This window comes from Bdellovibrio sp. BCCA, assembly GCF_037996825.1.
Lineage (GTDB): Bacteria > Bdellovibrionota > Bdellovibrionia > Bdellovibrionales > Bdellovibrionaceae > Bdellovibrio.
Genome location: NZ_JBBNAC010000002.1, coordinates 74820 through 95780, shown reverse-complemented (window position 1 = coordinate 95780; position 20961 = coordinate 74820). Strand labels below are relative to the sequence as shown.

Annotated in this window: 22 protein-coding genes and 1 tRNA gene; 6 read left to right on the top strand and 17 right to left on the bottom strand. The window is 42.1% G+C overall.

Annotation, left to right across the window (positions count from 1 at the left end):
- From AAAA78_RS19065 to AAAA78_RS19000, 16 genes are all read right to left on the bottom strand, one after another.
- On the bottom strand, positions 1-243 hold the full coding sequence (locus tag AAAA78_RS19065) for a hypothetical protein (RefSeq protein WP_340593810.1): 243 nt from the start codon (positions 241-243) through the stop codon (positions 1-3).
- 281 nt (positions 244-524) lie between these two features.
- Positions 525-806 (bottom strand): helix-turn-helix domain-containing protein, encoded by a 282-nt coding sequence (locus tag AAAA78_RS19060; protein ID WP_340593809.1) that lies wholly within the window; start codon positions 804-806, stop codon positions 525-527.
- A gap of 148 nt (positions 807-954) precedes the next feature.
- Complete coding sequence (locus tag AAAA78_RS19055) at positions 955-3333, bottom strand: RCC1 domain-containing protein (protein WP_340593808.1); 2379 nt, start codon at positions 3331-3333, stop codon at positions 955-957.
- Positions 3334-3504: 171 nt separating this feature from the next.
- On the bottom strand, positions 3505-6492 hold the full coding sequence (locus AAAA78_RS19050; protein ID WP_340593807.1) for an RCC1 domain-containing protein: 2988 nt from the start codon (positions 6490-6492) through the stop codon (positions 3505-3507).
- A 68-nt stretch (positions 6493-6560) separates the two neighbouring features.
- The gene (locus AAAA78_RS19045) at positions 6561-8573 is read right to left on the bottom strand and encodes a hypothetical protein (protein WP_340593805.1); all 2013 of its coding nucleotides are present in this window, start codon (positions 8571-8573) and stop codon (positions 6561-6563) included.
- 226 nt (positions 8574-8799) lie between these two features.
- Entirely contained in the window at positions 8800-9135 is a 336-nt protein-coding gene (locus AAAA78_RS19725) for a hypothetical protein (RefSeq protein ID WP_445292010.1), read from the bottom strand.
- 8 nt (positions 9136-9143) lie between these two features.
- Positions 9144-9479 carry a hypothetical protein gene (locus AAAA78_RS19040; RefSeq protein WP_340593803.1) on the bottom strand — a complete coding sequence of 112 codons (336 nt, stop codon included), beginning with the start codon at positions 9477-9479 and terminating at the stop codon, positions 9144-9146.
- The gene (locus tag AAAA78_RS19035; protein WP_340593802.1) at positions 9472-9831 is read right to left on the bottom strand and encodes a hypothetical protein; all 360 of its coding nucleotides are present in this window, start codon (positions 9829-9831) and stop codon (positions 9472-9474) included. Before AAAA78_RS19035 ends, AAAA78_RS19040 begins: the two co-directional genes overlap by 8 nt.
- Positions 9832-9843: 12 nt before the next feature.
- A complete protein-coding gene (locus tag AAAA78_RS19030; RefSeq protein WP_340593801.1) occupies positions 9844-10197 on the bottom strand; it encodes a hypothetical protein in 354 nt (117 codons plus the stop codon).
- 358 nt (positions 10198-10555) lie between these two features.
- Positions 10556-11491, bottom strand: coding sequence for a DNA methyltransferase (locus tag AAAA78_RS19025; protein WP_340593800.1), 936 nt, complete (start codon positions 11489-11491; stop codon positions 10556-10558).
- An 86-nt stretch (positions 11492-11577) separates the two neighbouring features.
- Positions 11578-12384 (bottom strand): 3'(2'),5'-bisphosphate nucleotidase CysQ family protein, encoded by an 807-nt coding sequence (locus AAAA78_RS19020; protein ID WP_340593799.1) that lies wholly within the window; start codon positions 12382-12384, stop codon positions 11578-11580.
- A 10-nt stretch (positions 12385-12394) separates the two neighbouring features.
- Positions 12395-12799: a hypothetical protein gene (locus tag AAAA78_RS19015; protein ID WP_340593798.1), complete on the bottom strand. Its 405-nt coding sequence runs from the start codon at positions 12797-12799 to the stop codon at positions 12395-12397.
- Positions 12800-13295: 496 nt separating this feature from the next.
- Entirely contained in the window at positions 13296-14033 is a 738-nt protein-coding gene (locus AAAA78_RS19010) for a hypothetical protein (RefSeq protein ID WP_340593796.1), read from the bottom strand.
- A gap of 7 nt (positions 14034-14040) precedes the next feature.
- Entirely contained in the window at positions 14041-14229 is a 189-nt protein-coding gene (locus AAAA78_RS19720) for a helix-turn-helix domain-containing protein (protein ID WP_445292009.1), read from the bottom strand.
- A gap of 270 nt (positions 14230-14499) precedes the next feature.
- The gene (locus AAAA78_RS19005) at positions 14500-14919 is read right to left on the bottom strand and encodes a DUF7448 domain-containing protein (RefSeq protein WP_340593795.1); all 420 of its coding nucleotides are present in this window, start codon (positions 14917-14919) and stop codon (positions 14500-14502) included.
- A gap of 15 nt (positions 14920-14934) precedes the next feature.
- Positions 14935-15285: a hypothetical protein gene (locus AAAA78_RS19000; RefSeq protein WP_340593793.1), complete on the bottom strand. Its 351-nt coding sequence runs from the start codon at positions 15283-15285 to the stop codon at positions 14935-14937.
- Positions 15286-15462: 177 nt separating this feature from the next.
- On the opposite strand from AAAA78_RS19000, the gene AAAA78_RS18995 reads away from it, so the two are divergent.
- From AAAA78_RS18995 to fliW, 3 genes are all read left to right on the top strand, one after another.
- A tRNA-OTHER gene (locus tag AAAA78_RS18995) sits at positions 15463-15549 on the top strand.
- Between the two features lie 22 nt (positions 15550-15571).
- Positions 15572-15778 carry a hypothetical protein gene (locus AAAA78_RS18990; protein ID WP_340593792.1) on the top strand — a complete coding sequence of 69 codons (207 nt, stop codon included), beginning with the start codon at positions 15572-15574 and terminating at the stop codon, positions 15776-15778.
- A 212-nt stretch (positions 15779-15990) separates the two neighbouring features.
- Positions 15991-16476 carry a flagellar assembly protein FliW gene (fliW, locus tag AAAA78_RS18985; RefSeq protein ID WP_340593791.1) on the top strand — a complete coding sequence of 162 codons (486 nt, stop codon included), beginning with the start codon at positions 15991-15993 and terminating at the stop codon, positions 16474-16476.
- On the opposite strand, the gene folE2 is transcribed toward fliW, so the two are convergent.
- A complete protein-coding gene (folE2, locus tag AAAA78_RS18980) occupies positions 16468-17379 on the bottom strand; it encodes a GTP cyclohydrolase FolE2 (RefSeq protein WP_340593790.1) in 912 nt (303 codons plus the stop codon). The genes fliW and folE2 overlap by 9 nt on opposite strands.
- A 210-nt stretch (positions 17380-17589) precedes the next feature.
- Between folE2 and AAAA78_RS18975 the strand changes: the two genes are divergently transcribed.
- From AAAA78_RS18975 to AAAA78_RS18965, 3 genes are all read left to right on the top strand, one after another.
- The gene (locus tag AAAA78_RS18975; RefSeq protein ID WP_340593788.1) at positions 17590-18780 is read left to right on the top strand and encodes a hypothetical protein; all 1191 of its coding nucleotides are present in this window, start codon (positions 17590-17592) and stop codon (positions 18778-18780) included.
- 33 nt (positions 18781-18813) lie between these two features.
- Positions 18814-19197: a hypothetical protein gene (locus AAAA78_RS18970; RefSeq protein ID WP_340593787.1), complete on the top strand. Its 384-nt coding sequence runs from the start codon at positions 18814-18816 to the stop codon at positions 19195-19197.
- A 233-nt stretch (positions 19198-19430) separates the two neighbouring features.
- Positions 19431-20855, top strand: coding sequence for a DNA cytosine methyltransferase (locus AAAA78_RS18965; RefSeq protein WP_340593785.1), 1425 nt, complete (start codon positions 19431-19433; stop codon positions 20853-20855).
- Positions 20856-20961 lie beyond the last annotated feature (106 nt).

Genomic DNA, 20961 nt, shown 5'->3' with positions numbered 1-20961 from the left:
CTATTGCCCCTTGCTCCAAATCCCATAAATATCGGCACTTGGTGAGTTTAGTGACGATGATTTTGAGTGTCCAGAGTAGTTAGTTGAGATAAACTTTTCTGCTTCATCTTTGTGATCAAAATCAGAGATGATCACTAGCGACTTTGGTTCGATGTACTTGCCCACGTATATTTCACCAACCACAAAAGCTTTCTTCCCTATGTCACTACCCTTCGCTAGCACTATCAGATTTTCACTTTTCATATTCTTCCTGTTTTGCATCAGAACGTGCAAACTTTATCGATTTTGCATACATCCATGCAACTTAAATCAGGCGCCTATTTAAAAAGTAAGCATATTATGAGAAGGAGGTTACTAATGATAAAACTGATACTGGTATTAATTGTGCTTTTGACGCCGATTGATTCCATAGCATCGAATGGGCGTGACAATAACGGCCCAATAAAAATTGGAGTGATCATTGGATTGGCTATAGTTCTGGGAGAAATTGGAAGGAGATGATAACCACCATCTCCTAAAGGGAACTATGAAAATGCGCTATCGAGCTTACGATCAAGTGAATTGACGAAGTCTTTGATCGCTGCCTCTCTGAAGTCACTTTTTAATGAACGGTATGGAATTGTGTAGATTTCAGCTAGCTTTTTAAGAGCATTAATTGGAGGGTGAGAAACTCCCCTTTCCCAATTTGAAATGAACTGCGGCGTCGAGTATCCCATTTTTTCAGCAACATCAGCTTGGGATAGACCTGCGGCTATGCGTTTTTGCTTTAGAAATTCACCGATTACGTTCTTGTTTTTCTTTGCCATACCTTTTAATAACCTCTTCACTTCATATAAACAAGATATGGAATACTGAAACAACAAAATGGACGCATCTTCGTAATAAACTCGACCTTGATCTGGCGTAAACTGAACAAATCTCAAAATAAAGGGGCTTGTTTGCCCCTTTATGTTTTTATTGAACTTGTGTGGCCGAATTAAGACCGTATCCGAACGTAGATCCTGTCGCCATCTGTCCGCTATTATTACCACCACCCCAGCATTTTACAGAAGTATGGGTGTCATTATTTGGACTATAAACTGAGCAGGCAATATTGCCACTTGGAGCAATAACAACCTTTCGCGCATTTGACAAATTTTGAACACGAGCATTCATGAAAAGATACGAGTCGGCTCCGCTTGGAATTCCTAATCCGTTCTGATTGTTGTAACCGTAAGCAACAACCTCACCACTTCCTTGAAGAATCGCGAAGTTTCTATTGTAGCCGCCTTTAAACAAAGCTGCGGCATTGGTAAGCTCAGGAATCAATGAAAGAGCAAACCATCCCGAGTGATCCCAGTCGAGACCTAAGTCTCCAGAGTCGTTCGTGCCGACACAGTAATACTGTGTATCGCTCGAAACAGTTTTAGACACGCAAGTTGAACCCGCGCCAACGTACACCTTATCAGCCCCATCAAACATTGGAATAGACGTTGGATTTTGATATGTGGTTTCCGTAGAGCTATCGTTTCGCATTTTACCCCAACACTTAACGCTTAAATCATTCATCTTCGCGCAGAACGATGATCCTCCACCGAAGATCGCAGTGGCGCCGTTTGTGCCAGCAACAATAGCAGGCGTACCAATGTTTGTTGTATTCCCTTGGCCAGTGAGATAATTTTCGCCAGCTCCCCAACATTTAACAACGTCAGTTCCGGCATTATCAGCAATTGCACAGAAAGTTTTTCCAGATACAGCAAGATCTTTCACTGCATTTAATCCAGCAACAAAGTTGTTGTTGGAAATGGTTTGTTTATTGTTTTCTGGATGAGAACTATAAATGTCACCTACAGTACCAACTCCTACTTCACCACTGCCGTTGTAACCCATACACTTAATCTTAACGACACCTGAATCGAGTACCTTAAAGCAAACTGTTCCGCTGTTCGTTCCGAGCATTCCGGTTACAGTGCCGATATCCACAAATGGAGTTGCAACTGAAACGATTGACGGTTGTGTGGCGCCGTTTGTGCCGTCAAATTGGTTGTATCCAGCATAATCCACCTTTCCATTTGGTTTAAGGAAGAATGTACCACCAGGTACAAGTGCTACGTCAGTGTATTCATTGATGCAGCTTCCGCCATTTGCGATATATCCAGATTTACAAGAGACGATATCATACGAGCATGAGTATTGATCCCCTGCTCCGCCTGGAGAAGTGAATAAAACTTGATCTATCTTCGGATTGTTCACTTCACACGAAGCGATTAAAGAAGGATTGCCATATGGATCCGGATTGTACATCCCTATTGGATTTTGATCGCAAACCATGCCATTTTGATAGTAACCCCAGTCACACATATCTACTGAAACATTCTCGCTGGTGATTTCTGGAGCTCCACCATTACAAGTGATATGAGCCGAAGCTTCTCTTATGTATCCGTTCTGAAAGTTGTTAAGGTCTCCACTAACTCCGTTTGATGCTTGGTCAACAGTGATATCAGTTGATTGTCCGTCTAATAGTGAACTAACCGTATATCCTACACTTGAGTCGTCGCTGTAAAAAGTGCCATCGCAAGATGCCACACATGTTAAAGAATTGGAGTTGGCATAACCGGATCCGCACGTCACTGAATCGTATGAACAATTATCAGCGCCATTACCGGAACTTGTGAAGTTCGCGGAAGATGCTCCAATAGTATTAACAGAGCAAGCAAATCGTTGCGATGGATTGCTCGTTCCAGCTGGGCGATAGAATCCGTTACCAACTGCGATACATGCATTTGTTCCATCATTGTAGAAGTCTGTCTCGCATGAAAACACTGAAACAATTGGATTTGTCAAAACTACGGTGCCGCTCATACAGGTAGCGTCAGATACAGTAATTTGTCTACCATTTGAGATTTCACCGATTTTGGATACGGTGATAGTGTTTCCCTCAATTAGTCCGATCACCATATAACCTTCCTTAACGGTCATAGAACATTCAGAACTTGTTGTACCTGGAAGTAGTGGAGCATCAATCCATTTTTGTTCTGAGGCGCTCCAAACGACAGTTTGGCCGTCATTTGCACCATCCGGGAGAAGGGTTACACCTTTGTTGCTTAGATCAATATCGTGGTAAGTGCCAGTGCGGCACTGTTTGAGTTGAATAACGTCTTTTACGAAGAAAATGTAGTTCTCAGTGGAACTACTGCATGAGGGGAGATTGTTTTCTGTAGCAACAATTGATGCCAGAATAATTTCCGGAGCTGGGGATTTTGCTTCGCCTGAACCCCCGCCCCCTCCGCCTCCGCAGCCTGAAAAAAATAGGCACGTCACAATCGAAACGAACCAGTGTGAAAGTTTAAGCATTTAAAATCCTCCTTGGTTAAGTCGGAACTCCTGTGGTCCCTACTTTCTAAATGGAGGAAGTTAAAAAATGATAAAAATAATCTGAGAATAAAAAGAATTTTATTGATATTTGTTCGATAGTGAATGGGGCAGATTGTCGACTCTGCCCCATAAAAAGTATCATTTTTTGAATTAAGGGATGAGACCTTGAACCGTTGTCGCCGGGGTCAGTCTTTGAGTTGATGATCCATCACCCAGCTGACCTTTATCATTGAGGCCCCAACAGGATACGGTTTTTTCGTCCGTTCGAAGGCCGCAAGAGTGATATCCTCCTGCCACGACTTGGGTATACAATGCTCCACCTTGAACCAATTGTGGTGTAGGCGTGTGAAGCCCAGTAGTTGTGTTATTACCCAACTGTCCAGACTCATTTGCTCCCCAGCACTTTACTTGATTGTTGGACTGAACTGCACATGTATGTTGGAAGCCTGCGTGAATGGAATTTACAGGAGGCACCAAAGCAGTATTGACCGTCGTCGGAGAGCTACGATTGGTTGTTGTAGTATCGCCGAGCTGCCCCATAGTATTCAATCCCCAACATTTTGCCACATTTGAGTTATCAATACCGCATGAATGGCTGGCTCCCAATGCTACGAATTTCGCGTTTGTCATTGCGACAACTGGCGTCGAGCTGGTTGTTGTGGTTCCATTTCCCAGCTGACCGTAGGTGTTCCATCCCCAACATTTAATTGTCGTACCATCAAGAGCGCAGGTATGGTTTTGACCAAGTGAAATCATTGTAGCGTTAGTGATACCAGTCACATAAGTAGATGCCATTGGGTGAGTTTTATCTACCGTGGTGCCGTCTCCAAGTTGACCGTTACTATTTCTTCCCCAGCACTTTACTTTACCTGAATTAATCGCGCATGTGTGTGACCAACCAGCCACGATCTTCATTGTTTCAGTTTGTTCGGTATTAGGTACATAAGTCGTTCTGTTGGTCGTTGATGAATCGCCAAGCTTACCAAAGTTATTTGCTCCGATACAGAAAACTGCTCCTTCGGAAAGGCCACACGAATACCCAGAGCCCGACGAAAACTGACTGAAATTAAAATCAGGCGAAGTGAGTTTCGAAGTAAAGCTGTGAGCTGTTGTCCCATCGCCGATTTGTGAGTTGGTATTGTCGCCCCAACATTTAACCTTGCCTCCACTAAGCCTTGCGCAAGTATGTTGCATAGTCAAAGTGAGTTGTTCGACCTTCATTTCACAATTTTGGCCATTAAGAACGTACCCTGAATCACACGTTCTTGAAACTTCTGATTTTGTCGTGGATCCAGCAAGGCAGTGATATGTAGCGGAACCGTTAGGTATTGGTTCAGTTACATCACCCTCAGGTGAAGAACTTGTTGTTGTACCTCGCTCGGGCAAACTCTCACAATACGAATTTGCTACAGGCTCACTTTGCGTAGAGTAGTGCATTTCGCAAGAATCTACAGTACGAGGGTTATCTTCAGTGCCGGAACAAGAAATAGTTGTTATGTCTGGATTGAAGAAGTCGCTATATTGACCAACATATGATACTGGATGACATGAATAGTTGTGATCTTTATATCCCGAGGTACAAGTTATCGAAGCATAAGAACAAGAGTTAGTGGAAACTCCATACTCCATGGGATCATAGGTTACAGTATCTGAGTTCGCTGGCTTATTATCGCACGATTTGCAAGATGAGGCGTCAGTAATATCAGAATATGTGCCACTTAAACATGCATTTCGATTATTGTCTAGATTGCCAGAATAGTGTCCAAGTCCAACAGGATCAAATTGCGTATCAGTGACTTTATAATAGCCGGATACTGCAAGACAATCTCCGATCAAGGATGATGTCGTCGACGATGTCGAAGAGTTGGTTGGACATTGAAGGCGCTGAGTTCTTGTAATTAGAGTGTCAGAATAATATCCAACACCAACTTCAGAACATGTCGATCCAGTTAGGTAGTGCCCATCTTGGCAAGTTCTTGCAACGCATGTCTCGTATGTCGAAGTTCCGGAATTCCACGTTCTATCGCCAGTGAGAGCTTTAATTGCATCACTTTCTAATCCTGTACAAGCGATAATATCAGAATCGCATGAAAGACCATTAACGTGGTTTCCTGGCAAACAAACAACTGAACTTGGTACAGCCGCAAAAGTAGTTTGACCCTCTTGGCATTCTTCATACGCCGTACCATCTGAATTTGTGATATTCAGAGGACGAGTTCCATATGGGGATTTGTAAGTGACGTTGTCAGTGGTTGTTTTCGTAGGACACTTAGAACCGTCGACAACCACATTGTCATGATCTCTTCTACAATAGTCATAAACTCGATTCAGCGTTTCTGTTCCTGAACAAACTGCCGTTTTACTGTTTACCGGGTCTCTGAAGACAGAAGAGTATGTGTCATTCAAACATGAAAGGCCAGACTTATGCTGATCTGGAAGAGTGCAGGTAACATCAACAACAGTACCAGCCGCTTTTTCTTGACCTGCAATACATTGGACTGTCTGAGTTCCTTCAGCAACATTGAAGATTCTCAATCCAGCAGGAGATTTGTACTCCTGAGTAGGATTTGGATCTGTTTGTCCTGCACAAAGAGTATCGTCAACTTGTTCCAAGGTAATATTGTTCCGACAAGTTTGATAAGTTCTTGTTAAAAGTTCTGTCCCATCACAGGCGAGTATTTTTGTAGGAGAAGAATACGCTGAATATACCGATTCATATCCTGGAATTTTACACGTCACTCCAACAGCCGTGTACCCATTTGAAAAGTCACAAACGATGAACTCCGGCTTAAGGATCCAAACTGCACTTCCAGCTTCGACATATTCGCGAGCTGATGTAGCGCCATCAACGACAACATCTCGGAAGCCAGAAGGTGACTGCTGAGTCGAAGTTGGCTTGTTATCGGTTGGCATTGGACAATGTGATAGATCAACTTCTTGACCGCTTGAAGTATCGACGCACTTAAGAACACCGATTGCCTCAACAACTCTTTCGCCATCTCCGGGCTGCATATCGTTTGCGGGGAATTGATATTCAGCAGAATATGTAGGTACGGTTGGTGTAGAGCTACCTCCACCGCCTCCACCGGAGCATCCGGCGAACAATAATGCTGTTAGTAGAACAATAAAGAGTTTCATTTTACCTCCATAAAAACAGTTCTTTAAACTTTCAAATCTAAGGGGCTCTGATGGCCCCTTTTGCTGATCTATCTTGGACAAGTTGGGCAGTTTACTCGTTTCAGATAGTCTCGGAACGGTTCTGTTATTCCCGTATAAATCTTGAAGTAATCAGTTTGATTGCGAGTTGGGAAAGTCTTTGATTCCGAGTATGAAACAGGCCTCAAATCCCAAGGGAAATACATGACTTTTTCAATGTTCAGAATTGGGACTTTAATTTGTTCAGCAGTCGTGTTCTTGATGTCTGCGCAGAACTTCGGTGAAGATACTGCATTGATATCGATAGCGCCGTTTGTTCCGTTTGACCCGTTAGTAACAGATCCAGTTTGAACGCCAGTGAATGAGTAAACTAAAGCATCGACACGACCACCCATTGAGCCTGTTTCTCCGGCATCTGGACGAAGAATCTCACCACGTTGCTCAGTTGATGTGAAAGAAGTTTGAACGCCAGCGCCGCAGTTTGTTCCGTAAGCACAGTCAATGCTTACTTGGTTTGCAGGGTTCTGATAATCCGCAGGATTGTTTGACCAATCGTCTGATAGACCCATATCGTTCGTGCCAGCTGGGCAAGTTGTGGTTACAGCATCATCAACCCAAGTAACTTCTTTTTGAGTTTTCAAAACGGATTGAGCGATTTCATAGTTGTCATAGGCTGGACGCTCTGCTTTCCATGCTGAACAAGTTTTTGAGATGCTACCTGTGTCGATGATTTGTAATTCAGCATCGCCAACTCGAAAGGGGGCACCAGTTCCACTTATCCATCCACCGCTATATTCCACGTTTCCTGATCCAAAAATAGTATAACCTTCTGACCATGGCCCGTTGCTTTGACATTGGAGTGCCACTTCATAGTGAGTTGGTCGTGATTGTTTCGATTTAAAAGACTTGAATGAACCAAAATATCCAGAAAAGGGACCTTGTAAAGATTCGAAGAATCTGACATTTCCAGTTTTCGCCGGATAGCTTCCTCTGATATCAGAGCCAGTGTTATAGTCGTAAACTGGCCATAGAGATCCTTGATTAGCAAGCGTCGCAGAGTGAATCTTTGCTGCACTTCCAGAACAAACAGAAATGGGCTCACCGTAAGCACCAGTACCCATTGGTGTCGCTACGGATGAGCCACTACAAACTTCATAGAAGTTCGGCCTCGTCGCAGAAGAAAATCTAGGATGAGAAGATGGAGAGGATGGATAAATATTCGATCTCCAAGAAAAACTTACTGTTCCTGCATTGTTAGTAATGAGACCAGTCATGGTGTAAGAGAAGGCTTTTGGAGTAGTTTGAATTCCAGTCATCAAACCTCCCCAAAATCCACACTCGTAGTTATAAGTCTGAAGGTAACATTGATACCCAACCGCAACGTCGCGTTCACACTTTCTTTTCTTCACAGCTTTTTTCACCGTGAAAATTGGAGAGCTTTGACCATTTTTAGAATTGTCGTAGGTGCCAATCGAACAAACTGGTGCTTTTGCATTTGTAACGGACGCTACATCCGTGGCATCACACACACTCAATGACAAAGCACTGTCAGCTTGACGCCGAGCCTCGAACGCCGTTTTTACATCAACTCCGTAATCGCCCGCCATGATGCGGTCAGCACAAATCATTGAAGAGTTTTTTCCTGCAAGGCCTTCATAACCAGAAACGTCAGCTGTGATATTGCCGAGAAAAGAAGTTACCACCAATGCATTAGAAGCGTCTTGCGAAGATACTGGAGCGTATGAAGCAGCTTTATTAAATTTTGCTGAAAGATCGAGATTTACGTTTACTGCACTGCCAAGAGTGTTCTTGTTATCCAGGTACACATTCACAATACTTGTTGGCGTATTGGCTTCAGTTAGAACATCCAACGTGCCAGTGTTCATCGCGGCAGTGGTATTCACGACTGGTTTGCCATTTGATGTTGCAATACTTGACGAAGTGCCGTTGTCGGCTGCGAAGACTCCGCTACCAGTAGGCGAAATGACCACGCCCGTCGCAGATGCGGGATTTGTGTGTGCAATCATGAAAAAGATCGCAACCAGTATTCTTTTGATGACCATAACAGCCTCCCAGTTACAGTTAGCCTCGTGCTATTGGAGACTTAGCTCACAAAAGCACTTTTTCAGCTCTGTTTTGTAAATGGGGTGACATCAAAAATGATGAAGAAATTCTGAGGATTAGATCGGTTTAACTTTGTCACTATAAGTACACCTACGGTATACTTTGAAGGGTAAAATTAAACTAAGCCTGAATATACTGGTTAAGGTGCTGAAAACACGAAGTAAATTAGATGGCAAATACCCTTAAAGCAGTGCTAAAAGACGCCCTATTGGCTTTAGTAATCTTCCGGCCACTTTTCTGAAAGTATCGGTGAGTAAACGGGTCGTAGGTAACTTCGCGAAAGTCCCTTGTCTGCGTAGATTTCTTAGTGAGAATTCCTGTGGCCCATGCATGAGGTAGCCTCTTACCAGTCTTCTTTACATGGGCCCTTTTCTTTTGATCAACATGAAATTCGACATCCTGGAGAGCAAGTGATTTTCTATATCCAAGATGCCTCTTTCCATCTTCACTCCAGATCGTCCATTTACCACTCTTCACTTCAATAAATACGCGCACACGCATAGGACACCTCAAATGTCCGCTGGAATAAGGCTTAGACACTTTTTTCTATCGACATTCTTAAGATGAGAAATGTCTTCAACATTGATGTAGTGGCCCTTTATTTCCCATGTGAACTCAAGCACACACTTCTTTTTTGCGAGCGTTTTTAAAGGATCACCGGATCCAAGAATGAATCTCTTTCCTGTCTTCTTTGAAACAACGAATACGCTCCACGTCCAGTCTCCGGTGACAGGTTTAGCATATGCCCTGGCGAAATGATGATCAGGCGGAATAGTGAGGCCATTCTTCTCAAGATGTTCCTTAAGAATTCGCAGGTTGTTTGAAAAATTCAAGGAATCACCCATTTGTCACATAATCCAGGCGCCAATATGGAGATCCAGAAGAAGGGTTGCAGTACTCGACAACACGAATGATCTTTAGCGACGGTTTCTTTAGATACATCTGCATCACTTTTTCGATGATTTCGGGATCCATGTCCGTTCCAAAAGCCAAGGATTGGTTTCCCATAACAACTTTGGCAGCCTCATTGAAGGCATCTTCTCGCTGAAGGCGATCTGAATAGGCTGTGTGTTGCGCGGCCTGAGTTCCAGATCTCCAAATCACGAAAGGGTCATATGAATAAGGGTACTCCCACTTACTTCTTGGAGGACTCGAGACTTCCAAATCTGGGTCAATCACACTATTTGAATTGATCACAAAACTCCCCTATTATCTTTTAATCTTTATATGAGTTACGGCTGCATTTATGTTTCTATAAATTACAGGCTTTAAACTTCTGAAGATTTCATTCCTAATTTCTGGCAAATCTTCGTACTCCTCTTCGGTTAACTCGCTTCCCAGCGAATCAAAAAAGACGATCTGTTTTTGGAGTCGCATTGATTCCTTAAGAATTAGTTCCGTTCTTACGTTTCTTCCACAATCAACAAGTCCTCGAACATCGATAAGAACAACATATGCATCCTGAAGATATGTTTTGAAGTATTCTAAAGGATCGTACCCATCAATGTACGGATCAAAGAGCTTGGAATACAAAGCCGATTCTATTTCTTCTTTAACATCCAATGAGAACTTGTTGCTATGTAGACTTACGAGCGCTCGCACTACCAAATCCTTTCAAAGCGATAAAGGTGCAATTTTCTATTGCCGTCCAGAAACTCCATAGTTTGCGCAAACATCGGTTCGCCCGTGTAATCAAACCCTTCAGAATTCCAAATTGAACGTCTACCACCTGCTTCATCAACATTCAGTAGGCCAACGTGGGTTACCCTGTATCTTACTCCGCGAATCTGCATAACTCCCGTATGCCCAACCTTTAAATTTATCTTTGCGGCCTGCGCTGGGCTTCTTAGTGTGGTAGTTTTGAGACCGATTGATATAAGATGCAGGTTTCTCGCGGTAAAAGATATTCTCACAAGATCACTCACGCGGCTTCCTCCGTTTGTAAATCAAGGAAGTTGGTGTCGATGTATTCTTGACAGAGTTCAATTGCAATTGCTTTGCGTTTCATTCCGATTGCTTCCCAGAATGCGACAAATGATCCCGCAAATTGATCAAGAACCACTTCCATTTCTAATGTGAAAAGATCAATTAGTTTTCTAATTAGTTGAGGTGGTTTTGCTGATTGATGAGATTTCTCACTTCTTAGAAGTGGTTTTTCCATAAATACAGCTGGAAGAATAGACTTCGCGCCAGATTCAGAGCGAATCACTCCGCCCTGATTTCGCATTCTCAATTTACGAGGAGCACCTTTTGAAAAGATGTAGATATCTTCCATAACACCTTTTCTTCCAACATTTGCCGAGTGATCAATCAACTTCCCATTTCTTACTTCAGCTTTATACCAAGGTACTCTTGCATAGAGACGAAGTCCTGCACCTTTTGCCATTTGGATAATATTTGATATGTAGTCTGCATTCCCATCTTTCATTTCTGGAAGAAATTCAACAAGGAAACACCCTTCGCAAAGCACGCGAGACTTTTCATTAAAGTCGTCTTGCTGGTATTCGAATAGTGATGCCTGATAGCCTTTGGTGAAGTCACGGTTTCGACCAGTTTGAATCTTATATGGGTGGTCGGCAATGATTAAAGAAATAGATGAATCCTGAATTGACGATAGATCTCTGGCATTTCCTTGCACTACGAGACCACTTTGACCATCGTTTCCAGCGAATTCATATAAACCATCAGAAATACGAGTGATAACTCCTCTTCCGATCAGTTCACGATAAATTCTTCCGCGAATGGTAGTCTTCTTTTCATTAGGGAATTTCCTGTAAATATCAGAAAGGCGAAAGGATTCATTTAAGCCAGATACAAAGTCTTCGATTTTTGAAGAAAGTGACATTTTTCCGGACATAATTTACCTCTTACCACATTAAAACATGGTAAACATGGTATTTAAAGATCGTCCGTTATGTTGTTTCGTTATGAGCCACTTGCAATTTATAGGCTAGAAAATAATGCAGACAAACTACCCATAATACTCTCTGTTCTGCTTCCAAGTACTAATAATCTTGCGGGAATTTTTGGTATTTCGAAGGAGAGAGGAATGCTTTTTGAGAATAGTATGAATCCACCAGATTCACTAAGAATCACGCCAGGCCCAACTATGTCCCACCATGAGCATTGTTGTTTGAAATTTGGATAAATGTCGAATGTCCCCTCAGCAACACTCAATATTTTGAGTGAGCACGAGCCCATTGTTTGGTAATTTCCAATATTTGCCAATGTCAGAAATTCTCTTTCTCCAGCGTCAGTTTTAGAAAGCACCGCTTCGATAGGTCTTCTTGGCTCGATTATTATCCTCTTAGTTACTGTTCCGTGCTGGATGAATGCTCCCCCGTTTTGAAAAGCAAAATACAACCTATCCGTCGCGGGATGATAAACCAATCCACCAACAGGCACTTTGTCATGAACAAGCCCAATGACGATTGTCCAATCAGTAGAGCCACGAAGATATTCCTCAGTGCCATCAATTGGGTCGATGATAAATACCTTCGCCTTGGTTGGAATCTCCAAACAATTTTCTTCTGAGAAAACGTCGTAATCTGGAAAGTTTCTTTTTAGATTCTTTGTTAAAAACTCTGATACGACAACATCGCCATTAGTGACGCGACTTCCGTCACTCTTTATACTAACAGCAAGACCACTTTGTGCGGAATTAGCAAGCCTTGCGGCTTCAAAGATGATCTCTTTTAGTTTGTTGAATGAATTTTCATCTATTATCTCGGTAAAATGAAGGACTTCCACGCGCTTTCTCCTATTTTGAAACTTCGACAAACGCTTGGATAATTTCTTCACCTCGAAGATAAGCCGATCGTGTTCGATGTCTACCATCAGCAAGGTCAAATCTTGATGTACAGATTACTGGTTCAGCAGTTAACCCAGTTTTGTATTCTTTCGCATATTTTCTGGCGTAGTATTCGTCGCTATCGATTGGATTTCCATTTTCATCCTGGTATGCATTGGTCTCCCCACATCTTAATGGCTGATCTGGAGTCCAGCTGCCCATATAGTGCAGGCGAGATACAGGAACAGCTTTTAGTACAAAGTGTGTACTCTCAGAAAATAGCATACCAAATCTAGCATCCCTTGGAGATGGATTATGCCCCGTTCTCACGGCACTTTCGCAAACTTCTTTGTAAGTGAATATTCTTTCTTCCATATGCGATAAATGGGTTCGTCGCGGATAATGAGTTAAACTCCGCCGCAAGTACAGCCATCACCATGAAATAGTTGATAGCTTGAACAGTGGCACTTGTGACAACTTGACGAGCAATCATGCTTAATTACTGGAGGTTGATCAATGAGAAGGCTGATACTTGTTTGCATCTTTTGGATTGCATCTACGACTCCATTTTCGAAACAGTTGCGATTGAATGCATTGTAAATTTCTTCGATTTTGTCGAGGTATTTGGATGGATCCGCCACTCTCAGTTTTTCTCGAACGACATAAAGACGGGCCCGATACCATCCTCGCAGGGAGGCGTGAGATTTTTTAATCCTTGTCGGAAAGATCCCTTTTTGAATCTCCGTCAAAATATACTTTATTTCTGGACTTATTTGGTCGCCATTCATCTTAAGTTATCCATTACCTTATTAAAACATGGTTAACATGGTAAAACTATGAAACCTATAAAGATGTGTAGTAATGAGACGGACTAAGTCTCGTTTCCGTCTTCTTCTCCACTGAAGATTTTGTTGATGTCATTCTCCGGAACCCCGGCTTCAACAAGATCTGCTCTGGTATAGTTTCCCTCACTTAGAATCATTTTAGCAGTATCTGGTTCACCCATTCCATTATACGAGCCGAGTACACCTAATGCCCATCCAACCCCTTGTAGGTATGCGCGGTTCAAGTCTTTGTGCGATTGTGGATTCTTTGTTTTCGACAATTTTCGAGGCTTCTTTTCACCTACCCTGGCCGCGAAAGCGATATCTTCAAATCCAGCCGCCCTCAAGTCTTCAAGGACTAATTTTACGACCAAATCTTGTTCTTCAGTTGTTTTAGCTCCCTTTTTGACGAAATGGGTATTAGAAGAGGATTGGTACTGTGCTATCTTCTTTATTTCGGCGTGACGTTTTCCTCGAGCACTCTTTCTTTCCTCCATAGCTTTTTTAAGCTTATTTCGAGCTTCGAGAAACTTTTCACCTGTTGCTTCTAATCCCTTTTGATTGAATACTTTGTCTGGATTTGTGATTAGATCGCCGTACATCTGCGTGCTTAATTCTCGCTCACGCACTTGAGAGATTACAACGCCATCCATACCTGGGCCATTCGCATTTCCTAGAAGGATTTGAGCTTTGATCATCGAGCTTGTGGCCACATAGCAATAACCATTGATGTTATCGTCATCGCCAAAAGGATAAGATGTTCCGAAAATCTTTAGTTTTGCCATAAGAAATCTACCTCCTAAGGTTTGATTGGCTTCTTTTGTTGGCTCTTCTTTTAAGTGAACTATAGCCTTTTAAGGCTTTATATGCTGTTGTTTTGGAGCACCCAATTTCCTTACAGACCTGATCGATGGACATTCCAGATTCATAAACGTCAATGATTTTACTTTTGCTGTAGATCGTTGGTCGACGTGCCTTCATCGCTTCACACTTTTCTTTAAGGATTGATCTCTTAGATCATTTAGGACTCGAAGACCTTTGTTTGAAAGATTGTAATCAGATCTCTCTGGTGTGTTCTTCACGACATTAAACATACCCAATTTTTTCAGTGATTCGAAAACCTTGGCATTAATAAGAGAGGTCATTCCATTCTCTCGCTTATAGTAAGATGAAGAGCCGCTGTGATTTGTGAAGAAAAGAACGTCTCCAGCGTCTAAAATTACATGTGCTTGTGCTCTAGTTAGCTTTACCCTAGTGTTTTTCATGCGTACTCTCCATTTGTGGAATGCAGTAATAAAACCAAGCGCTAGCTGAGTAATACGCCCCTTCTTCTCCATAGAACCGCATATGCACCGATCCCTTAATCGTCGAAATTTCATAGTAGAAGTAATAGTCTTCTGTATATCCTGGATGTGTTTTCTGATCTTCTGGTACAAGAACAGTCTTCTCTTCCGCACGAAGAATTGGTGAGTTAAGCAAATCGTCTAGATTGCCATTAATATCTTCAAGGTGAACGTGTCCGCCGTCAGAACTGAATCCGCCAAGCCAATAGTGCATTCCGTCGTCGCCAACCAAGAGAAGATTTGATTTTTGATCAACTAACTTGTGAGAAATGATTGTTTTTCCTAAAAGGAAGCTAAGATCCACATTGAGATTCTTCTCTTTATTCATTGAGCCTCCGAATAACTACTTGTTAATTTTGTCCAACATTCTCCAGTAAGTATGCTTCATAAAGCCGTCTTTGCCGTCATTGGAACACATATCCAGAGCTAGAGTTTCTTCGTCGTTGAGATATTCTGTGGCGTAGAGTTCTTTCATCACATAAAGAGTCTTTTTCATAGATAACCCATATTTGTCAGAGATCTCGCGAGTGTGCATACCGTCTATTTTCATGTCGATCAGATCCACCATGATTTGCACAACAATCTCCCAGTCGCTCGAAGTAAGTCTCATACGGTTATTCTCAAGTGCTTTGGCAACTTCTTCGTAAGTTGTAGTGGTTTCAGTTTCGTTTTCTTCGTCATTCCAACCGAACATAAAGAACCTCTATTGATAAAACGCAATATGCATTAAATAGTCACTCAAATACCTATTAAAAGCAATAAATATATAAATAATATACATTATTAGCTATAATGGATACTTTTTGAGACATTCATTGAAATTTCAATTATATAACTTCATTTTATACTGCATTTCCGTTATATTGAACTTGAGGCTGTAGCTTAACGGTCAGAGCGCTCGTTGGCAGGGTCATGTCCGTCAGCGGGAATGGTGGGGGTTCAACTCCCTTCAGTCTCTTCACTCAAGCCAGGAGGTATTTTTGGAGTCGGTTTTTGCAAATTTCGGGAACATCTATTTTATTTCAGTTTTTGTTCTGGGAGCAATTTCCTTTAGTATCGCGGCGGCTAGAAGAAAAGACGAAGAAAAGCTCTCTCAGTTTCGAACCATTCAGAATATTACCCCTTCATCGCCCTGCTGCTTTGCTCGATATGATGAGTTGATTCGCACTGATAAAATGCCTGAATAGTTTATTAAGAGGAGTCAATCATGATTGAATTATGCGTGGCCTTAGCACTATTTTTCTCTATAGTTCATATTGAAATAAAGGTCGGTTCAGATCTCTTCAGAGATCTCGACATTAAGGTCATACTGTTTCCTCAGATTGTAATCAGTAAGAAGAATAACCAATGCAATGATCAATTCTCTTCTTCAAATAACAAGAAGTAGGAGATAGTTTTTATGAAAATTGATTCGCTAAGATTCGGTGAAATTGAAATAGATGATTCTTCCGTGATTCATTTTCAAAATGGAATGATTGGGTTTCCAGAGTGTCAGAAATTCGCAATTGTAAAACCTGATGGTGAGAAGACCTTTCACTGGCTAGTAAGTTGTGAGAAGTCGGCTATTGCTTTCCCTCTTATTAATCTCCGAACTCATTTTCCAGATCTCATAATTGGCGCTTATGGAGATGATGCAAAAGCATTAGGTTTCTCCCCTTCCACACCGCCGAAAATAAGCGAAGATATGCCTACATGGGGAGTTGTGACTCTGCCAAACGATCTCACTCAGATGACTGTTAATTTGAAAGCTCCTGTGGTTATTCATGGGCAAATCGGATGTCAGTGTGTTCAGAAAGATCAATCATATAAGATCAGGGAACCAATTTTCCAAAAGCTTTTGGATTATGAGAATTTCATGAAAAATTTGTCTAAAACTTTAAAATGATCTTAGTTTCTTTCCTTTCGAAATATGAGAAACGGCATTGTGAGGATGTAAACTTTCTACGTGGCTGAATTCAGCCACGTAGTCTATGATTTCCAAATTCCCGTCCAGTGATTTCTTTACACGACGAGCGGCATCCTCACAAAACATCAGATTCTGTCCGTTGCGAAGGGCGAACTCTTGTTCATCTTCTCTTTTTACAGCTCCTTGAACGGCAGTTTGCAAAGCTTCTTCGACCATATCAATCAAATCTGAGTAGTTGAATTTAGAACTTACTTCTACTTTTACACGAGCGAAACTTCTTTGAGCATGAGGTGTCGCAACAATTCCCCTTGTTGTTCCTAACCAAGAGTGAATAACATCATAATCTAAAGAGTGATTTTCAAACTGTTGTTTAAACCCATCCTGAATCAGTTGGCGAGATAAAGCTGCTGAAGCAGGGCAAGTGCTTGAATACGTCACTACTGCTTCTACGAAATAACTCTTCTCCCTTTCTTTATTAAATGAGGAAAGGATTACTGGATATGAACGCCATGCTTGGTTTGAACTCTTTAAAGCCTTTCGTAAGAGCGGAGACTCGAACTGAACTTGAACTAAGGCTTGTGTGGACAAGTCTTCATGAGTACTTAGAAAATCGTCAGTTACTTTACCAAGAAGACTTAATGAAATTTCATTCTTCGATAAAATTTCTTGGGTAATCAAATAGAGACGAGACATATGAATTCCGCGCGACGGAGTTTTATCTAAGCTTACTTTGGCGTCTACGCGAGCTGGAATTCTGTAGATCCCATCGGATTGACGAAGCATTATTGGGAGCTCAATTGAGCCCATTCCTACCCAGTCAATAGGGGCGTAATTTTCATGGTGAGTTTCATTGGCTACATCGGGCAAATGTCTCTTGTTCATAGGTATCACAGTGCTTTCATGTTCGATTCAACCGATCAATACCGCAAAATTTTGATCTTGGCTGTGGTTTTTTGAACAAAGTGGGTACGCATTTGACGCAGCGAGCACCGCTAAGATCGCAAAGTCAGGAAAATCACGAAATTTCATCATTTTACGCCACTTCCCTATTTATCTCTTGGGTCGAACCGGAGGTTATTCATGAAAGATGGTGTGGATGGTTACGAAAAGATTCTCAACTCTTTACAGGGTGATGGTCTAAAACCTGAACAAAGTATCTTTCTGGCAGAACATCTTAACAATGTCCTGGAGTATGCGCGCTCGAAGGATCAAGTAGATAAAGAGCCGTGGCGAAAGCGAGCCGTGGAATCTTGGATTTCATCTCCCAAAAAAGCAAAGCTTCTAAAAATTCTTAAAAAACAAAATCATGAAGCTTTTGAAATCGCCAAATCGAATTCTCAAGAAGTTTTGGAAGTAGTGAAGGTTATCCCAACAAACGAAGGTGTTTTTGGAATAAATCGCTTTGATGAAATCATCCTTTTGTGGCCACATGGATACTTTAAACAACTTCTTGATCGTACCTTTGAAAGTGAGCTCATCGAAAGGAAGGATATCAATCTCATTAAAATTGCCGAGAGTTGTTTAGATAGAACGGAATTCGACCCTTCAAGAGGAAACGCCTCGTTCGTTAATGAAAGTGCTATCAGACTTGATAGGCGAATCGCTGGTAAAGAGATTTGTTACGCGACTGGAGTAGCTGAGAAACTGAAAGTTCACATGTCTGGAACAAAGCTACGATACAGAATCGTAAAAAAAGATGAAGGATACTCTGTCGATACGGGCAAATTGACACTGATTGATGTTGTTAAACCAATCGCTGCCACAGCGGCTGTTGTCGCTGTTATGGGAGTTGTTGCAAAGCAAGGACCAAACCTGGTAGCGAACTTTGACTCAGCAATGGCAAGTGGATCCGTAGAACAATCTTCCGAGGTTTCATTTGATGCTCTTCAAATTTCAGCAGATGAAAGAACTTCAGTGGTCGCGGCCATTCGAGATTTTTCCTTTACGTTGGATCTTATTGGAGGTGAACCAGGAAAGGAAACAACTGCAACTCCAGTGAAAACTGACGTGAGAAGAGCGCTTAACGATGCTGTCGGAAATGCCATACTTGCGAATTTCGATATGGAAGGAGAGATCAACACCGGATATAAACGCAACATTCACGCACTAGAGGATTTCCTGAAACTATCCCCTCAAGTGGAGCTTGCCATCAAGGGCTCCCTGATGTCTGACTCAGAACAGACGGAGGCGATCAAGATGCTAAAATCAGCAGAAAAGAGAGCAAAGTATGCCTACGAAAAACTTTCGTTGAAGTTCTCCAAATTTGTAAAAGCATCAGAATAACAATTTGAAGTCGAGAAAGAGGGAATGAATAGTATGAAGATAACCGAGGCCGAAAATCTGATCAGAACATCAAAGAATGCACACGAGTTTGAAGCAAACATGGCTGTCGTAGCTGACATTTTAACGAGGGATAATGCAAAGGTTGGCATGAGAATTCTTAATCGCACTGGACTTCTTGGAAAGATCCAAAAAATGTCTGATGCTACTGCAAACATCAAGATCATAACCAAGAACGATGGCAAATACATCGTGGAAGGCGAAAGAATTGTTGCACCCCTTGTGGTTATGCCATTGGAGTACTATATGGCGACCCTACTGAACTTGAAAGACTCAAGATTCTACAATGTCTATCGTTGCCTGCTTGATTCCGCAGATATTTACGCAACTCTGGCGATCACAGACTCACTTCAATCTTAAAAGCCCTTAAATTTGGCTGGGAAACACTTTTCCAGCCATTCTTTTGATTCGGGCCTCGTCCACATCGTTCTCTCCATATCTAATTCCCTTGATCGACAATTCGTGTAAGAACTACCTATATTACCGTATTTACCATGTATCAATGTGGGAAATATGGTATTTGGCCTCGCGGTTAATCAATAATAAATGATATACTAACGAAGGCTATTTAATCAAAAGGCTGGAGTTTGATGATGAATTCTCTTAAAGGGTATGAAATCAAAAAGATTGGAAGTCACCGTGGTTCCCCAAGAATTTGGCTTGAAGGGGCTCAGCCTCGCCGAGCTGGCTTTACTCCGCAAGTTAAATACGATGTGACTGTCGATGAGGAAAAATGCCTTTTGCGATTGGTAATTTCAAAGGACGGCGCTCGCGTCGTATCCAAAAAAACTTCAAAGTCAAATCAGGAAATTCCCGTCATTGATCTGAACTCAAAAGAGATTTTGAAGGTCTTCAAAGGCCTCCAATCAGTTCGCGTTATAATTGAAGATAGTGTTATCACTATTTTGCCAGTCGCTTCCCAAATACGCGCTATGAAGCGCATGTCGCGCATGATTAGTCGTATTCGCGGTGGCGAAAGTTTGATGATCGGATCTGTCGCATCCGGTATTGGCGTACTTGATCTAGCCACCCATCAAGGCTTAAAAGAGGCCGGGATTCGCACAAAAACAGCCTTTGTGAATGAAATCCGCTCTGACTGTATGGAACATGCAGCTGAGAGAAACTATTCCTATGGGCCTGAAACGATCCTTATCACGTCCCCTTTGCAGGAATTCGTATTTGATTCAGACATTATGTCCAGAATTCCAGAAGTAGAGGTGCTAGTTGCTGGCATTCCTTGCTCGGGCGCTAGTGTTGCTGGTCGCGCGAAGAATAAGATTGTTCACCCTGAGGCGCATCCAGACGTTGGGCATTTGGTTGTTTCTTGGCTCGCAGTGATTGCCAAGACAAACCCTGCGGTAATCGTTCTTGAGAATGTCATTCCTTATCAAAGCTCCGCTTCAATGAGTATCATCCGGACCCAATTGAAAGATCTTGGATACGAAGTTCACGAGGAAATTCTTAATGCTGCTGATTGGGGCATGATCGAACATCGAAAAAGACTTTGTATGGTTGCAGTGACTCAGGGGATGTCTTTCTCCTTTGAAGGAATCACACCTAAGAATGTGCAACAAATGTGTGTCGGCGACATCATGGAGAGTGTACCGAATGAAAGCTCAATGTGGAGTGAAATGTCCTACCTGAAGGCGAAAGAAATTACTGACAAAGCTGCTGGTAAGGGTTTCAAAATGAATATCGTTGATGCTGATTCAACGAAGTTTAACACTTTGACGAAATCTCTTACCAAAAGACAAAGCACAGGCACATTTATTAAACATCCGGATAAACCAGATCTTCTGAGAATTCCAACAGTCCTTGAACACGCGCGAGCAAAAGGTGTTGATGAATCATTGGTTGTGGGTCTTGGACTTACATTTGGACATGAAGTTCTTGGACAGGCCATCATTGTTCCTCCATTTGTGTCAGTTTTCCAAAGAATTGGACAGTCGATTTTAAGCGCAGCAAGTGTCCCATTTGAAGCGTCATTCGAAGCTATTCCTCAAAGAAAGGTGGGGTAGTATGTACGGAAACTGCAAAGTCTGTGGGCAAAGATTTGGAAGGATGGGCGACGGGCGCGAACTTGAAGCTTGCGAACACATAATTCAAGCGTATCGTATCCACCAA

Excerpts from the sequence above, each read along its gene's own strand:
- folE2 (WP_340593790.1), bottom strand. The coding sequence starts at position 17,379 with ATGAACAAGAGACATTTGCCCGATGTAGCCAATGAAACTCACCATGAA.
- AAAA78_RS19060 (WP_340593809.1), bottom strand. The coding sequence starts at position 806 with ATGGCAAAGAAAAACAAGAACGTAATCGGTGAATTTCTAAAGCAAAAA.
- AAAA78_RS19025 (WP_340593800.1), bottom strand. The coding sequence starts at position 11,491 with ATGTCCGGAAAAATGTCACTTTCTTCAAAAATCGAAGACTTTGTATCT.
- AAAA78_RS18970 (WP_340593787.1), top strand. The coding sequence starts at position 18,814 with ATGAAGATAACCGAGGCCGAAAATCTGATCAGAACATCAAAGAATGCA.
- AAAA78_RS19055 (WP_340593808.1), bottom strand. The coding sequence starts at position 3,333 with ATGCTTAAACTTTCACACTGGTTCGTTTCGATTGTGACGTGCCTATTT.
- fliW (WP_340593791.1), top strand. The coding sequence starts at position 15,991 with ATGAAAATTGATTCGCTAAGATTCGGTGAAATTGAAATAGATGATTCT.
- AAAA78_RS19725 (WP_445292010.1), bottom strand. The coding sequence starts at position 9,135 with ATGCGTGTGCGCGTATTTATTGAAGTGAAGAGTGGTAAATGGACGATC.
- AAAA78_RS19040 (WP_340593803.1), bottom strand. The coding sequence starts at position 9,479 with ATGGGTGATTCCTTGAATTTTTCAAACAACCTGCGAATTCTTAAGGAA.
- AAAA78_RS19000 (WP_340593793.1), bottom strand. The coding sequence starts at position 15,285 with ATGTTCGGTTGGAATGACGAAGAAAACGAAACTGAAACCACTACAACT.
- AAAA78_RS19720 (WP_445292009.1), bottom strand. The coding sequence starts at position 14,229 with ATGAAGGCACGTCGACCAACGATCTACAGCAAAAGTAAAATCATTGAC.
- AAAA78_RS18965 (WP_340593785.1), top strand. The coding sequence starts at position 19,431 with ATGAATTCTCTTAAAGGGTATGAAATCAAAAAGATTGGAAGTCACCGT.
- AAAA78_RS19015 (WP_340593798.1), bottom strand. The coding sequence starts at position 12,799 with ATGGAAGAAAGAATATTCACTTACAAAGAAGTTTGCGAAAGTGCCGTG.
- AAAA78_RS19005 (WP_340593795.1), bottom strand. The coding sequence starts at position 14,919 with ATGAATAAAGAGAAGAATCTCAATGTGGATCTTAGCTTCCTTTTAGGA.
- AAAA78_RS19050 (WP_340593807.1), bottom strand. The coding sequence starts at position 6,492 with ATGAAACTCTTTATTGTTCTACTAACAGCATTATTGTTCGCCGGATGC.
- AAAA78_RS19065 (WP_340593810.1), bottom strand. The coding sequence starts at position 243 with ATGAAAAGTGAAAATCTGATAGTGCTAGCGAAGGGTAGTGACATAGGG.
- AAAA78_RS19010 (WP_340593796.1), bottom strand. The coding sequence starts at position 14,033 with ATGGCAAAACTAAAGATTTTCGGAACATCTTATCCTTTTGGCGATGAC.
- AAAA78_RS19045 (WP_340593805.1), bottom strand. The coding sequence starts at position 8,573 with ATGGTCATCAAAAGAATACTGGTTGCGATCTTTTTCATGATTGCACAC.